Source organism: Leclercia sp. M50 (assembly GCF_037150775.1).
Taxonomy (GTDB): Bacteria; Pseudomonadota; Gammaproteobacteria; order Enterobacterales; family Enterobacteriaceae; genus Enterobacter.
This window is the reverse complement of record NZ_JBBCPK010000005.1, coordinates 26,595-41,182: the sequence shown is the minus strand read 5'-3', so window position 1 is coordinate 41,182 and position 14,588 is coordinate 26,595. Positions and strand designations below refer to the sequence as shown.

Annotated in this window: 14 protein-coding genes and 1 pseudogene; 8 read left to right on the top strand and 7 right to left on the bottom strand. The window is 55.1% G+C overall.

Going from position 1 to position 14,588, the window contains the following annotated elements:
* The 4 genes and pseudogenes from gspF to gspC all read right to left on the bottom strand — a co-directional run bounded on the left by gspF (nucleotide 1) and on the right by gspC (nucleotide 5,353).
* A complete protein-coding gene (gene gspF, locus WFM46_RS02115) occupies nucleotides 1-1,209 on the bottom strand; it encodes a type II secretion system inner membrane protein GspF (RefSeq protein ID WP_336996980.1) in 1,209 nt (402 codons plus the stop codon).
* Nucleotides 1,209-2,686: pseudogene (gene gspE / locus WFM46_RS02110) on the bottom strand (type II secretion system ATPase GspE). The gene gspF and the pseudogene gspE overlap by 1 nt, the downstream one beginning before the upstream one ends.
* Before the next feature lie 11 nt (nucleotides 2,687-2,697).
* A complete protein-coding gene (gene gspD, locus WFM46_RS02105; protein ID WP_336996979.1) occupies nucleotides 2,698-4,608 on the bottom strand; it encodes a type II secretion system secretin GspD in 1,911 nt (636 codons plus the stop codon).
* A 13-nt stretch (nucleotides 4,609-4,621) separates the two neighbouring features.
* Nucleotides 4,622-5,353 carry a type II secretion system protein GspC gene (gene gspC / locus WFM46_RS02100; RefSeq protein ID WP_103181054.1) on the bottom strand — a complete coding sequence of 244 codons (732 nt, stop codon included), beginning with the start codon at nucleotides 5,351-5,353 and terminating at the stop codon, nucleotides 4,622-4,624.
* A 304-nt stretch (nucleotides 5,354-5,657) separates the two neighbouring features.
* Here gspC and WFM46_RS02095 point away from each other — a divergent pair, with 304 nt between their 5' ends.
* Nucleotides 5,658-7,235 (top strand): ExeA family protein, encoded by a 1,578-nt coding sequence (locus WFM46_RS02095; protein ID WP_214421776.1) that lies wholly within the window; start codon nucleotides 5,658-5,660, stop codon nucleotides 7,233-7,235.
* A 131-nt stretch (nucleotides 7,236-7,366) separates the two neighbouring features.
* Nucleotides 7,367-7,888 (top strand): hypothetical protein, encoded by a 522-nt coding sequence (locus WFM46_RS02090; protein WP_336996978.1) that lies wholly within the window; start codon nucleotides 7,367-7,369, stop codon nucleotides 7,886-7,888.
* Here WFM46_RS02090 and WFM46_RS02085 read toward each other — a convergent pair.
* The 3 genes from WFM46_RS02085 to WFM46_RS02075 form a co-directional block, all read right to left on the bottom strand.
* The gene (locus WFM46_RS02085; RefSeq protein WP_103178873.1) at nucleotides 7,882-8,505 is read right to left on the bottom strand and encodes a helix-turn-helix domain-containing protein; all 624 of its coding nucleotides are present in this window, start codon (nucleotides 8,503-8,505) and stop codon (nucleotides 7,882-7,884) included. The genes WFM46_RS02090 and WFM46_RS02085 overlap by 7 nt on opposite strands.
* Nucleotides 8,506-8,758: 253 nt before the next feature.
* On the bottom strand, nucleotides 8,759-9,589 hold the full coding sequence (locus WFM46_RS02080; RefSeq protein ID WP_336996977.1) for an N-acetylmuramoyl-L-alanine amidase: 831 nt from the start codon (nucleotides 9,587-9,589) through the stop codon (nucleotides 8,759-8,761).
* Nucleotides 9,586-9,909 carry a heavy metal-binding domain-containing protein gene (locus WFM46_RS02075; RefSeq protein WP_103178871.1) on the bottom strand — a complete coding sequence of 108 codons (324 nt, stop codon included), beginning with the start codon at nucleotides 9,907-9,909 and terminating at the stop codon, nucleotides 9,586-9,588. Before WFM46_RS02075 ends, WFM46_RS02080 begins: the two co-directional genes overlap by 4 nt.
* Nucleotides 9,910-10,024: 115 nt before the next feature.
* Between WFM46_RS02075 and WFM46_RS02070 the strand changes: the two genes are divergently transcribed.
* The 6 genes from WFM46_RS02070 (at nucleotide 10,025) to artJ (ending at nucleotide 14,556) form a co-directional block, all read left to right on the top strand.
* The gene (locus WFM46_RS02070; RefSeq protein WP_214421775.1) at nucleotides 10,025-10,543 is read left to right on the top strand and encodes a lipoprotein; all 519 of its coding nucleotides are present in this window, start codon (nucleotides 10,025-10,027) and stop codon (nucleotides 10,541-10,543) included.
* A gap of 237 nt (nucleotides 10,544-10,780) precedes the next feature.
* Complete coding sequence (gene artP, locus WFM46_RS02065; protein ID WP_336996976.1) at nucleotides 10,781-11,509, top strand: arginine ABC transporter ATP-binding protein ArtP; 729 nt, start codon at nucleotides 10,781-10,783, stop codon at nucleotides 11,507-11,509.
* Between the two features lie 19 nt (nucleotides 11,510-11,528).
* The gene (gene artI / locus WFM46_RS02060; RefSeq protein ID WP_103178869.1) at nucleotides 11,529-12,260 is read left to right on the top strand and encodes an arginine ABC transporter substrate-binding protein ArtI; all 732 of its coding nucleotides are present in this window, start codon (nucleotides 11,529-11,531) and stop codon (nucleotides 12,258-12,260) included.
* Nucleotides 12,261-12,266: 6 nt separating this feature from the next.
* Nucleotides 12,267-12,983, top strand: coding sequence for an arginine ABC transporter permease ArtQ (gene artQ, locus WFM46_RS02055; RefSeq protein WP_156654181.1), 717 nt, complete (start codon nucleotides 12,267-12,269; stop codon nucleotides 12,981-12,983).
* Nucleotides 12,983-13,651, top strand: coding sequence for an arginine ABC transporter permease ArtM (gene artM / locus WFM46_RS02050; RefSeq protein WP_336996975.1), 669 nt, complete (start codon nucleotides 12,983-12,985; stop codon nucleotides 13,649-13,651). The genes artQ and artM overlap by 1 nt, the downstream gene beginning before the upstream one ends.
* Before the next feature lie 173 nt (nucleotides 13,652-13,824).
* A complete protein-coding gene (gene artJ, locus WFM46_RS02045; protein ID WP_103823610.1) occupies nucleotides 13,825-14,556 on the top strand; it encodes an arginine ABC transporter substrate-binding protein ArtJ in 732 nt (243 codons plus the stop codon).
* Nucleotides 14,557-14,588: the final 32 nt, after the last annotated feature.

Below are 14,588 nucleotides of genomic sequence, written 5' to 3'. Positions count from 1 at the left end.
TTAACCTACCATATTATTAAGTTGCAGAAGCGGTTGTAATATTGACATCACAATAAACAGAACAATGGTCGCCATAGAGACCACCAGCGCCGGTTCAAATACCGACAGCGTTAAAGTGATGCGATGCTGTAATGCTGATTCCTGGTTTTCGGCCGCGCGATCCATCAGGTTACCCAGCTCGCCGCTCTCTTCGCCGGAGGCAATCATGTACAGCATGGTGGGCGGGAATAATCTCGCCTGCTCCAGGGCGGCATATAACGAGGCTCCCTGGCGCACCGTGTCCGCCGCCTGTTCCAGCACCTGGCGGGCGTGCAGATTTTCAATCCCGTCCATGGCGATATACATCCCCTCAAGCAGCGGCACGCTGCTGGCCTGCAAAATACTGAGGGTGCGGATATAGCGCGCGCTGTTGATGGCGCAGACCAGTGTTTTGATTGGCGAGGCGTTAACCAGCCAGCGGTGCCAGACAAAGCGGTTCCGGGCGTTTTTAAGCCAGCTTTTAAAGCCGATAAATGCCGTGACCAGCCCGCCGCCGATATAGAGGCCATACGCCTGCAGGAAATCACTCACCGCGATCAGCGTGCGGGTGGTGATCGGCAGTTGCTGTTTCATATGGGTAAACTGCTCAATCACTTGCGGCACCACCGCCACCAGCAGGATGCAGATCACCGCCACCGCCACCACCGTCAGGGTGATGGGGTAAACCATCGCCTGGGTGAGCTTGCTTTTCATCTTCTGGCGCTGTTCGTTGTACTCCGCCAGTTTTTCCAGCACGTCCCCGAGATGGCCGGTTTTTTCCCCGGCCATCACCAGGGTGCAGTAGAGTTTGTCGAAGGTGCGCGGAAACTGGCTGAAGGCGTCGAACAGCGTATGGCCTTCCACCACTTTTTCGCGGATCTCCACCACCATCGAGGCCAGCTTTTTGTCTTCCGACTGCTTTGCAATCGCCTTCAGGGCACTCTCCAGCGGCAGCGCGGCGTTTACCAGAGTTGACAGCTGACGGGTGAACATCGACAGCACCGGGGTGGAGAGTTTGATCCCCTTCTGCGCGCTACCGGTTGTCGCAGGTTCGCGGGTCGGCGTAATGCTCACCGGCATCAGCTTTTGCTCACGCAACGTCTGGCGAACCTGCTTCGGCCCCTCGGCCTGCAGGATGCCGCGCTGGGTTTTCCCCGCCGCACTGGTGGCTGTCCACGCATACCACGCCATTATTCATCTCCCCCGCGCTCGGCGGTGACGCGCATGACCTCTTCCAGGGAGGTGACGCCGGAAATCACCTTCAGCAGACCGTTTTCACGCAGGCTGTAGGCCTGTTTGAAGAGTTCGGTCTCGATGGACATCTCATCTTTATCTTCGTGAATGGCCCGGCGCATCGCGCTGTCCACGACCAGGAATTCATGGATCCCGGCTCGCCCCTGATACCCGCTCTGGCGGCAGTGTTCGCAGCCCACTGCGCGATAAATCGCCTTCGGCGGGGTCGCCATAAAGCTGAACAGCGCTTTTTCATTGGCGTCCAGCGGACTGGTGGTCCGGCAGTGTACACACAGCCGACGCACCAGACGCTGGGCAATGACCCCCAGCAGGGATGAACCGATTAAAAATGACTCCAGGCCCATGTCGCGCAGGCGGGTGATGGCCCTGCCGCGCTGTTGGTGTGCAGCGTGGACATCACCAGGTGACCAGTGAGCGACGCCTGCACCGCAATCTGCGCGGTTTCGCCGTCACGGATTTCACCGATCATCACCACGTCCGGGTCCTGGCGCAGAATGGCGCGCAGCCCGCGGGCAAAGGTCATGTCGACGCGCGGGTTAACCTGGGTTTGCCCCACCCCTTCCAGCTCATACTCGATGGGATCTTCAACGGTGAGGATGTTGCGTTGATGGCCGTTCAGCGCCGACAGAATGGCGTACAGGGTGGTACTTTTCCCGGAACCGGTCGGGCCGGTGACCAGAATGATGCCATGCGGACGGCCAATTAATCCCTTCAGCTGCTGTAACTCTTCGTCGATTAGACCCAGCTTGTTAATGTCCGGCTTGAGATTGCTTTTATCGAGCAGACGCATCACCACCCGCTCGCCGTACTGCGAGGGGATGGTGGAAACACGCACGTCGATGGCTTTACGCCCGATACGCAGCGAAATACGCCCATCCTGCGGCAGCCGTTTTTCGGCGATATCGAGCTTCGACATCACCTTGATACGTGACACCAGCAGCGGCGCCAGCTTGCGTGCCGGTTGCAGCACCGGACGCAGCACGCCGTCGACGCGAAAGCGGATGCTCAGGGTACGCTCAAAGGTTTCGATATGAATATCCGAGGCACCGTCTTTCACCGCCTCGCCGAGAATGGCGTTGATCAGGCGGATCACCGGCGAGTTTTCGTCGTTATCCAGCAGATCCTCGTTATCCGGGATCTCCTCGGTCAGCGCCATCAGATCGATATCGGCATCCATGTCATCCACCAGCTGCTGCGAGACACCGCTATTCTGCTGCCAGATTTTGGCCAGCATCTCGTCAAACGCCTCTGGCGTCAGGACAACCGGCGTAAAAGAACGGGCCAGCACCCGGCGCATCTCCAGCAGAGCAAAGGCCGGGGCGTCATCGCGGACAAAGACCTGATCCTGATAAAAGAGGACGCCGTTATCCTTGGCAAAGCTGCTGGTGCATAAGGCATTGGTGAGTTCATCCATCTCCCGCCCCCTTACCCTTTAAACGGATTGCGCGGGGCCGCAGTGGCGGAAGTGCCCTTAGACGGATAGGCCGGTAGCACTGCTGTGTCATCGTTAGAGACAATGCCCAGCTTTTTCTCCTCCATGCGCTGCTGCTGGCGCGCGCGGATCTGGTCATATTTTTCCTTCGACGAGGCGCTGTAGCTATCGTCATCCCGCAGAACGGTGGTATGGATAAAGACCATCAGGTTACGTTTCGAGGTATCCTGGGAGGTGTAGCGGAACAGCTGTCCCACCAGCGGAAGATCCCCCAGCAGCGGCACTTTCGAGACATTCTGTTTGGTGACGTTCTCCATTAACCCGCCGAGCACTACCGTCTGCCCGCTGTGCACCATCACTTCCTTATTGATGGTACGGGTGTTGAAGGTTGGACCGAGGCTGGCATCTTCCGTCGCGCTGGCATCCACGCTGGAAACTTCCTGCTCAATCTTCAGGTGGATGATGTCACCGTCGTTGATCTGCGGAATAATTTTCAGCTTGGTACCGACCGTCTTACGCTCCACCGAGTTAAAAACATTATCGCCGCTGGTGGTCTGCGAGCCGGACAGGACCGGCACATCCTGACCCACGTTGAACGACGCCTCTTTGTTATCCAGGGTGACCACACTCGGGGTTGAGAGAATGTCGTTTTTACCGTCAGTAGAGAGGGCGGTCATCAGCGCGCCAAAATCACCGTTAAAGAAGCCGGTCGCCATACCGGTAAAGCTGGTCCCTTTCATGGTACCGTTCTTGATCTGGCTGATTGGCAGACCGGTGGCACCAAACTGCACGCCGCCATGTTTGCCGGTCCACTGCACGCCAAGGTCGAGGCCGTTGCCGTCCTGCACTTCGGCAATGATTGCTTCTACCAGCACCTGCGGACGGCGGATGTCGAGTTTGTCGATCACTTTTTCCAGCGAGTTCATCACGTTAGGCTGGGCGGTGATCACCAGTGAGTTGGTGGCCTCGTCGGCAGTGATATTCAGATCGCTGCTGGCGGAGGCCGTTTTGCTTTTTGACGCTGGCGCTTTGTCTTTCAGCTGTTCGCCAATGCCGGTGAGCACCGGCACGACTTTGCTGGCATTGGCATATTTCAGATAGAAAACGCGGGTATTGCCCTCGTTGTTCTGCTCCTGATCGAGCTCACTTACCAGCGACCGGGTGCGTGCGCGGGCCTCTTCCGAGCCGCTGATCACCAGGCTGTTGGTCTCGTCATCGGCAACGACTTTCGTCGCCAGCTGCGGCGCGTTCTGCCCTTTTTGCTCTTCGTTGTTGAGATTGTTCAACATATCGGAGAGCGCTTTGGCTGAGGCATAGCGTAGCGGTACGATTTCGCGACGCTGCATGCCGGAGCGATCGACCCGCTGGACCAGATCCACCAGCCGGTTCACCACCGAGGCTTTACCGGTCAGCAGCAGCACGTTAGAGGGTTCAAAGTGGACCACGTTACCAATGCCGGAGGCATCGTTCAGCTGGCGCAGCAGCGGCGCCAGCTCACGCACCGGCACATTTTCCATCCGCACCACGCGAGTGATAATCTCATCGCCTTTGCCGGGATGCTGACTGTCCGCCAGCGGCACGCCCGCGGTACGCGCCACCGTGGAACGCACCACTTTCACCATGCCGTTATCCATCGGGATCACCGACAGACCGTACAGATCCAGCACGCTGAGGAAGAACTGATAGTATTCCTCTTCCGTCAGCACGTTATAGGTCTTAACCGATACGTTGCCCTGCACGGAGGGATCGACCAGAATGGTTTTATTAAGGTTGCGCCCTACCGTATCGATAAATTCACGAATATCGGTGTTCTTAAAACTGGCGCTGAAGTTCGCCGCCATCACCGAACTGGAAATAAAAGAGGCGGCAGTCAGCGCGAGACATGCCCAGGGAAATTTCTTCATCTCATTACACTTGTTAATTGGTTAATACATTAACCCGAATATTTTCAAGGTGAGCGTGGCGTCTGACTACGACTTCCGCTTCTCTCATTTTCGACCAGCTGGCAATAATACTTTTTGCCTGCTCCGCTCGCGTCATATCGACGGAATTCACTTTCACTACCACATCCCCCTTTTCCAGCCCGCTCGCGCTAAAAAAGGAAGAGGCATTTTTGGGCTTGATTTGATAGCCTTCGAGCTGCCCTTTTTCGATATAGGGTTTCAGCACCAGATAATCGTCAAGATGGACATTATCCGCCCCGGCATCGCCTTTAGGCTTCAGTGCGGGCGAAGAATTGATGTCGCCTTTGAAATAGTCAGGGCGTTTTAACGCCAGCACCTGCCGCTCGCCCTCGTAACTCACCACCACGTTATCGGGATTAATTTCATCGATGTAGGCATCGTTGTAACCGGGCAGCGGGTCGCCTTCACGCAGACTCTTCTGCCCGACAGGCGTTTTGATAACGGCGAAGGAGAGCCACGCTTCGTCGCTGTTGATGATGCCGTCCACCTCGGCAGAAATGCTCTTTTTTGCCGCCTGCTGTGCCACGGGTTGGTTAACCGCTGGCTGGAAAAGGGCAAAGTCCTGCTCTGACTGTCGCATGCGGGAAAGCGCGGGTGCCTTATTCGGGTCGGAATTGGCCGCCTTTTTATACGCTTTAAATACGACATATCCCTGCTGGCCGCTAAATATCAGCAGAACAAACATTACGCATGGCGCAATAAACCGGGAATAGAGCTGCATTTTCATTTTTAATAGTGACCTTTTAGTCAATGCAGAAGTTAGCAGCCTGGCGCTGCACCTGAAAACTATGAAATAGTAATAATGATGTGCCTCCCGCTCCATCGGGTTTGCCGCTAACTTTAATACAGAAAAATATTGACCAGATAATTAACCGATGTTAGTCAGTCGACGCAGGTTATTTTTCTCCTCACGCAAAATTGACCCTTTACCGCGCTTCCCTTACTTTCCCGGGTGACATTTGGTCAATGAAATAGATCGGTGAAGCGTTATGTTCCTCAGCCATTTTAAATTTACCCGCCCCCCCTTCAGGAGCGCAGCCCGCCCCTGCGGCAGTTTCTTTGCGGCCTATCATCAGGATGTCTTTGGCATGCTGGCAGAGAAATCAACCGTGCCCGGGATTGTGGCGCTGTTTGGCGATGACGAGGCACTGCTCAACACCTTCACCGGACACCTACTGGCGAACGCCTCCGCCGGGGTTGCCGTTAACGCTTTTCCAAAGCTGAGCGCGAAGGGGCTGCTGTATAAACTCAGCGCCCAGACCAAAGAGGCCAGTAACAAAATTCAGGCTGTTGACGCGGTACTGCGCCAGTGGCACGAAAAATACCCAGCCAGCAAAACGAGTGGCATGGTCGTGACCCTCTCTGCCGTTCAGGCGATGCGCGATAACGGCTGGGAGGCGCTGGGCATGCTGCTCTCCCGGGCGCAGGAGTGCGATCTGTCGTTGACGCTGGTCCTGACCGGTACCCCTGATCAGGATGCGCGTCTGATGAAGCACTCTGGGCTGGCGTCCCGGGTGCATACCCGCCATACCTTGCGCCCGCTCACCTGTCGCGAAGTGATGCGCTATGTTGAGGCGCAATCGCAGGAGCATGGGGCGGAAACGTCCCCCTTTACCCCTGCCCGCATACGCCGGATGCACGCCCTGACCAGAGGATCGGTGAGCCAGCTGAACGCGCTGGCGCACCTGTCGCTACTGGCGGCCTGGACCGAACGGGCGCCCGGCGTGGGGCCACGCCATTTACGTCTGGCGGCGGGTGAAGTGCTGCCGCGCAACACCCATCGCAAAACCCTGGCGACGGTCGGCCTGTTCGCCAGCGTGCTGTTTGCCGCCTGCGGATGGTATTTCTCGGGTGCCATCACAGCGAAACTCCCCGTGCCGCTGCCTGTTCCGGCAAGCTGGAAACAGACAGTCCGCACACCGCAGGCGCCGGTTCTGCCGACCCTTGATAAAGAGGTGGTGAATGCACCGGACGCCATGCATCAGCTCTACACCATGTGGGGGTACGATCCCTCAACGGACGAGGCGCTTTGCCAGAATGCCGCCCGGGTGAATCTCATCTGTAAACAGGGCAACGCCTCGCTGCAGGCGCTGGAAAAAGAGGGCTATCCGTGGGTGAGTGAACTGAAAACCGGCGATCACCTGAACTATGCGGTGGTAGCCCGCGTTGGGGCAAACTCGCTGGATCTGCTGCTGAATAATCGCACCTGGCAGGTGAAGCGCAGCTGGTTTAACGCCCACGCCACCGGGAATTACACGTTATTGCACCGTCTGACCCCGGCAGGACAAGATATGGTCGGCGCCGCCAGCAGCCGCCAGGATCTGGCCTGGATTGATACACAACTCAGCCAGGCGCTGCATGAACCCGAAACCCATGCTCACACCTGGACGCAGACGCTGGTGCAGCGCACCCGCGAATTTCAGGCCCAGGCAAGGCTGAACGTTGACGGTATGCCGGGGGAAGAGACGCTGATGCAGCTAATGCGGGCTAATAACACTATTCCGACGGTTCTCTCCCCGGTCGCTGACACCGCACCACATGTTCTGGCGCAAGGAAAAACGCACTAATGTCTACTATATGCCTCGCTGCCCAGCGCAGCTTTAATACCGGCGAGGCGGTCTGGTTCTCTTACCGCCTTCCCGCGTTGCATAGGATCGCCTTCCGAACCCTGGCCTGCTTATGCTGCGTGGGGGCCATTTTGATTGCCGGGCTGTACGCCCATCTCTACTGGAATCTTCGACATCCGGCGCCGATCCCCAAACCGGTGAGCGTGGCGCAACCGGATACGCAGCTTTCGGATATGCATTATGTTTATGTCTCAAAACCGTTCCCGGAACCGAAACCAAAAGCTGCGGAGTATGCCGCACCACCGCTACCGTCAGACGATCCGTTGATGATGGATAAGTCATTAGACTGGCAGCAGGCTCCGGACAATGACATTTCCAGTGAACCGTTGCCCGATACGCATACCGCCCGGCAAGAAACAGATGCCGATTCACTAAAAGAGCGGTTTATGCAGGCGCTGAAAGAGCAGCAGCAAGAATATTTGCAGGGAAAGATACCGGATGCGCCGGTTGATGAGACGCAATATGATTCTGAGACGACGAATCGGGTGATAAATCAGACGGCAGCGTTAAAAACAGAAAAAATAGATGCATCGATGCGAAAAAAATCTCCACAGGCGTTAACCCATGGAGATATTCGTAATGGTTATCAGTAGCGTTCAGGCAGGCTGGTGATATTTATTAATTTGCCTTTTTCAACCACAATGTAATGACCTTTTTTCAGGTCTGAGAGAATTTTAATAATGGTGCTGCGCGCCAGACTGGTGTATTCCTGAATATAGTCATATACGTTAATATCACGATTCTGATGAACAATCAGGTCATTAATTTCGAGGAGGAATTCCCGGACTATAGAATAAGCACTGCGGGCCACCAGAATATCATCGCGCTTGCTCAGTATGTCGATATACCAGATTAAGTACTGGCTGAATTCTGGCCAAAGGTTTTTCTCGCTAATAAGACGTTCGAATTCATCACGTCTGATGGTGCGAATGATGGTGGTATCGCGTACCAGACCGTACATGCGGGAGGCGGTGTTATAGATGGCTGAGATGCCTAAAAATCCGGCCTGACGCATGGTAAACATACTTAATTCGTCAGAGTTACGACGAATTTCGATTTCACCGCTGACCATCACATGAACATATTGTGAATCGGCGGTAATAATTTTCTGCCATTTTTTTAATGTTTTTTCAGGATAATCCGCCGTAGCGGCAACAAGGGCGTCAATCGCCTTTTTCGGTCGATTATTTTTACAGTATACGTTTAACATTATTATGCCTGTTTAATTTTTTTATGGATAAAGCAGCCCACTGCGTCAGAAACGTCGCAACAGATAATTCAAAATAATTTTGCTGAGAATGACTATCAAATAATATTTGCTCTACCTAATAGTTAGCAAGCTATATGTACATATTATATTCGGGTAATTTTAAGTCAATTAACTAAAAATGAATCACAAATGAACCTAAGATTAATCTTAACGTCGATACAGAGAAAACTACCTCAATAGTGATAGTCGAGGCTTACCCCTGGCCATATTTTTCAAGTAACGCTTCGGCGATAGCAATTGTTTCTCTATCAGAAACACCATTCCATAATTGCGGTCTGAAATGCATCTGAAAAGCCATAATAATGCGCTTTTGCTGTGAGGGCGAAATATTATCCGGAACATCATATCCGTAGCGAGATAATAAACTGAGGAGTGTGGCACTGTCTGCGGGTTGATAAGGCGGTTGCCCGTTCAGATAAAACGCCACCCGGGCCGGATCCGGCCAGGCGCCTATCCCCTGCTGCGCCAGCGCCTGCCAGGGGAACAACGGACCGGGATCGTCCTTGCGCTGCGGGGCGATGTCCGCGTGGGCGACCACGTTCTGGGGTTTGATGTCGTAACGCTGGATAATATCTTTCGCCAGTGGGATCAGGGCAGCGATCTGCGCCGGTTCGAAGGGAACAAAGCGTTTCTGGCCGTTAATTTTTTGCCAGCCGCGGTTTTCAAGCTCAATGCCAATAGAGGTGTCATTAATACGCGTGGCGCCACGCCAGAAGCTGACGCCGGCATGCCAGGCCAGATCCCGCTCCGGCACCAGCTGCCAGATCCGCGGTTTTCCTTTATGCAGGGGCGGGATCGCCGGGATCAAATAGTGAGAGCTGACGTTTTTATCGGTCAGGGTAGCCAGCGAGCTGTCAAAATCGTCGGCGGTGTAATGGATAACCAGCACCTTAACGCGCGGATAGGCCGCCTGCGCCTGACGCCGGGAGTCCAGCTCATAGGCCCCTTTCTCGACAATCCCTTTTTCTGCCGCACAGCCTGCCAGCAGCAGCGCCAGCAGGAGGGGCGCAAAAGCCTGCTTCATCGGCGCGTTTTCACCGCCGTACCGCTGACGCTAACCATCAGCATGCTGGCATCTTTGCCGACGGTTTCGTAGTCGATATCGATCCCCACTACCGCGTCAGCCCCCATCGCCTTCGCCTGCTCGCCCATCTCCCTGAAGGCAATTTCACGGGCTTTACGCAGCTCTTTCTCATAGGCGCCGGAGCGGCCACCCACGATATCGCGGATGCCGGCAAAAAAGTCGCGGAAGACGTTGGCGCCGAGTATGGCTTCCCCGGTCACCACGCCGCAGTATTCGCTGATGGGTTGTCCTTCCAGAGTGGGGGTGGTTGAAAATTGCATCCTGATCTCCTTTGCGCGGTTAAGGGCCTAAGCGGTTAAGAACAAAATCATTATCTGCTCGTTACGCTATGATTTAAAGGTTAGTTAATTATTGCAGCCTAATAAGGAAATCATCATGCGCTATTCTGCTTTGACGCTTTTAGTGCCTTGCGCGCTGCTGCTCAGCGCCTGCACAACGCCAGTCACCCCGGCCTTTAAGGACATCGGTACCCGCAGCGGCAGTTGCATCACCGGCGGGCCGGATGCCGTGGCTCAACAGTTCTATGACTACCGCATTACGCACCGCAGCAATGACCTCACCGCCCTGCGCCCCTACCTGAGCGACGGCCTGGCCCAGCTGCTGAGTGATGCCAGCCGCGATCCGCAGCACCGTAACCTGCTGAAAGACGATCCTTTCTCCAGCCGCACCACCGCGCCTGAAAAAGCAGAAGTCTCCAGCGCATCGACCATCCCGAATACCGATGCGCGAAATATTCCGCTGCGCGTCAAGCTGACGCAGGGTAGCCAGACCTGGCAGGATGAAGTGTTGATGATCCGGGAAGGTCAGTGCTGGGCTATCGACGACGTTCGCTACCTGGGCGGCACTGTCCACGCCCCGGCTGGCACCCTGCGCCAGTCGATTGAAAACCGCTAAACGCGCGCGTTTCAGACCGTTAACCAGGGGAAAACCCCGTAAAATGTCTGGCATTTCGCGAGGAATGCCGACATTTATTCTCGTCGACCTGCCCTTCCGCTATTTTGTGCTATGTTTAGGTATGGATACGGTTTATATTTAACTTTTAACGCAGTTATATTGCATAACTATTCTGTCAACGGTACTATTTGCGGCCTCAATTGCTATAGATTGCCTGGATGAGTAAAGACTGCCCCGATGAGTATTCAACTAAACGGCATTAACTGCTTTTACGGCGCACACCAGGCGCTGTTCGACATCAACCTGAATTGCCCTGAGGGCGAAACGCTGGTTCTGCTTGGTCCCAGCGGCGCGGGTAAAAGCTCGCTGCTTCGCGTCCTTAATCTGCTTGAAATGCCCCGCTCCGGTACGCTGGATATTGCGGGCAACCACTTCAATTTTGCGAAAGCCCCTTCTGAGAAAGCGATCCGCGATCTGCGCCAGAATGTCGGCATGGTCTTTCAGCAATATAATCTCTGGCCGCACCTCACCGTGCAGCAGAACCTGATTGAAGCGCCGTGCCGCGTGCTGGGCCTGTCAAAAGAGCAGGCGCTGGCACGTGCCGAGAAGCTGCTGGAACGTCTGCGCCTGAAGCCCTACAGCGACCGTTATCCGCTGCACCTTTCCGGGGGCCAGCAGCAGCGTGTGGCCATTGCCCGCGCCCTGATGATGGAGCCGCAGGTTCTCCTGTTTGATGAACCCACCGCCGCGCTCGACCCGGAAATCACTGCCCAGATCGTCAGTATCATTCGCGAGCTGGCGGAGACCAACATTACCCAGGTGATCGTGACCCACGAGGTGGAAGTGGCGCGTAAAACCGCCAGCCGTGTGGTCTATATGGAAAACGGTCATATTGTGGAGCAAGGGGATGCGCGCTGCTTTGCCGAGCCGCAGACCGATGCATTCAGAAATTATCTGTCTCACTAATCGAACCGAGAGAACGACAATGAAAAAAATAGTGATTGCCGCGCTGCTTGCCAGCGTTAGCCTCTCTGCCACCGCAGCTCAGACCATTCGTTTTGCCACGGAAGCCTCCTACCCTCCGTTTGAGTCTATGGATGCGAATAACAAGATTGTGGGCTTTGACGTAGATCTGGCCAACGCCCTGTGTAAAGAGATCGACGCCACCTGTACCTTCTCCAACCAGTCTTTCGACAGCCTGATCCCAAGCCTGAAATTCCGTCGTATCGACGCGGTGATGGCCGGTATGGACATCACCCCGGAACGTGAGAAGCAGGTTCTGTTCAGTACGCCATACTATGAGAACTCCGCCCTGTTCATCGGTCAAAAGGGTAAATATGCCTCTATCGACGCGCTGAAAGGCAAGAAAGTGGGCGTGCAGAACGGCACCACCCACCAGAAATTCATCATGGATAAGCACCCGGAAATCACCACCGTGCCTTACGACAGCTACCAGAACGCCCGTCTGGATCTGCAGAATGGCCGTATCGACGCCGTCTTTGGTGATAACGCGGTGGTGACCGAATGGCTGAAAGCGAACGACAAGCTGGCCGCGGTGGGCGATAAAGTGACGGATAAAGACTACTTCGGCACCGGTCTTGGCATTGCTGTTCGTCAGGGCAACACCGAGCTGCAGCAGAAATTCAACACTGCGCTGGAAAAAGTGAAGAAAGATGGCACCTACGATTCCATCTACAACAAATGGTTCCAGAAGTAAGATCTGATGAACGAAATTTTTCCATTAGCAAGCGCCGCCGGGATGACCGTCGGCCTTGCCGTTTGTGCGCTGATCATCGGCCTGGTGCTGGCGATGATCTTTGCCGTGTGGGAGTCGGCTAAGTGGCGACCTGTCGCCTGGGCCGGCTCAGCACTGGTGACCCTGCTGCGCGGCCTGCCGGAAATTCTGGTGGTGCTGTTTATTTACTTTGGCTCCTCGCAGCTGCTGCTGATGTTGTCGGACGGCTTTACGCTCAATCTGGGCGTGGTGCAGATCCCGATTCAGATGCAGATTGAAAACTTTGACGTCAGCCCGTTCCTGTGCGGCGTGATTGCCCTCTCCCTGCTCTACTCCGCCTATGCCTCGCAAACCCTGCGCGGCGCGCTGAAAGCGGTGCCGGTGGGACAGTGGGAGTCTGGTCAGGCGCTGGGGCTATCGAAAACCGCCATTTTCTTCCGTCTGGTGATGCCGCAGATGTGGCGTCATGCCCTGCCGGGGCTCGGCAACCAGTGGCTGGTGCTGTTGAAAGATACCGCGCTGGTGAGCTTAATCAGCGTTAACGACCTGATGCTGCAAACCAAAAGCATTGCCACCCGTACTCAGGAGCCTTTTACCTGGTACATCGTGGCGGCGGCCATCTACCTGGTGATCACGTTGCTCAGTCAGTACATTCTCAAGCGTATTGATCTGCGTGCGACGCGTTTTGAACGGAGACCAGGCTGATGCTTGAGTATTTACCCGAACTGATGAAAGGGCTGCATACCAGCCTGACGCTGACGGTGGCCTCGATTATCGTGGCGCTGATCCTGGCGCTGATTTTTACCATCATCCTGACGCTCAAAACGCCGGTGCTGGTGTGGATTGTGCGTGGCTATATCACCCTGTTTACCGGCACGCCGCTGCTGGTGCAGATCTTCCTGATTTATTACGGCCCGGGCCAGTTCCCAACGCTGCAGGAATATCCGGTGCTGTGGCATCTGCTCTCGGAGCCGTGGCTCTGCGCCCTGCTCGCCCTCTCGCTGAACAGTGCCGCCTATACCACGCAGCTCTTCTACGGTGCGATCCGCGCCATTCCGGACGGCCAGTGGCAGACCTGCGGCGCGCTGGGGATGAGCAAGAAAGATACGCTGGCGATCCTGCTGCCCTACGCCTTTAAACGCGCCCTCTCGTCATATTCCAACGAAGTGGTGCTGGTGTTCAAGAGTACGTCGCTCGCCTACACCATCACCCTGATGGAGGTGATGGGCCACGGACAGCTGCTGTACGGTCGGACCTACGATGTGATGGTGTTTGGCGCCGCAGGTATTATCTACCTCATCGTCAACGGCCTGCTGACGCTGCTGATGCGTCTGGTTGAACGCAGAGCCCTCGCCTTCGAACGCCGCAATTAAAACTGCATATGTTTGATTTAAGAAAGACGGGAAACCCTTAAACCTTCCCGTCTTTTTTATTTTCCAATTAATATTTAATCATTTTTATTGCATATAAATTCATTAAGTGGCAATGTAACTCCCAGCCGCAGACACGGCACATAATGACAAGATTGACAGACGGGAGCTTCATCATGAAAAAGTTAGTTCTGGCCGCTTTACTCGCTACCTTCGCCGCAGGCGCCTCTGCTGCCGATAAAATCAACTTCGGTGTTTCTGCGACCTATCCACCGTTCGAATCACTGGATGCCAGCAACCAGATTGTCGGGTTTGATATCGACCTGGCGAAAGCGCTGTGCAAGCAGATGCAGGCCGAGTGCACCTTTACTAACCACGCTTTTGACAGCCTGATCCCGTCCCTGAAATTTAAAAAATATGACGCGGTGATCTCCGGCATGGATATCACGCCGGAGCGTAGCAAGCAGGTCGCCTTCACCGAGCCGTACTACGCAAACTCCGCGGTGGTGATTGCCAAAAAAGGCCAGTACACCTCCTTTGAGCAGCTGAAAGGCAAGCGCATCGGCATGGAAAACGGCACCACGCACCAGAAATACCTCCAGGATAAGCACCCGGAAGTGAAAACCGTCGCCTATGACAGCTACCAGAATGCGATTATCGACCTGAAAAATGGCCGTATTGATGGCGTGTTTGGCGATACCGCGGTGGTGAACGAGTGGCTGAAGACCAACCCGCAGCTGGGTACCGCCACCGATAAAGTGACCGATCCGCAGTACTTCGGCACCGGCCTGGGTATCGCAGTTCGTCCGGATAACAAAGCCCTGGTAGAGAAACTGAACGGCGCCCTGAAAGCGATTAAAGCTGACGGCACGTATCAGAAAATCAGCGACCAGTGGTTCCCGCAGTAAGCCTGTTTTGCCGGGTGGCGCTAATGCTTACC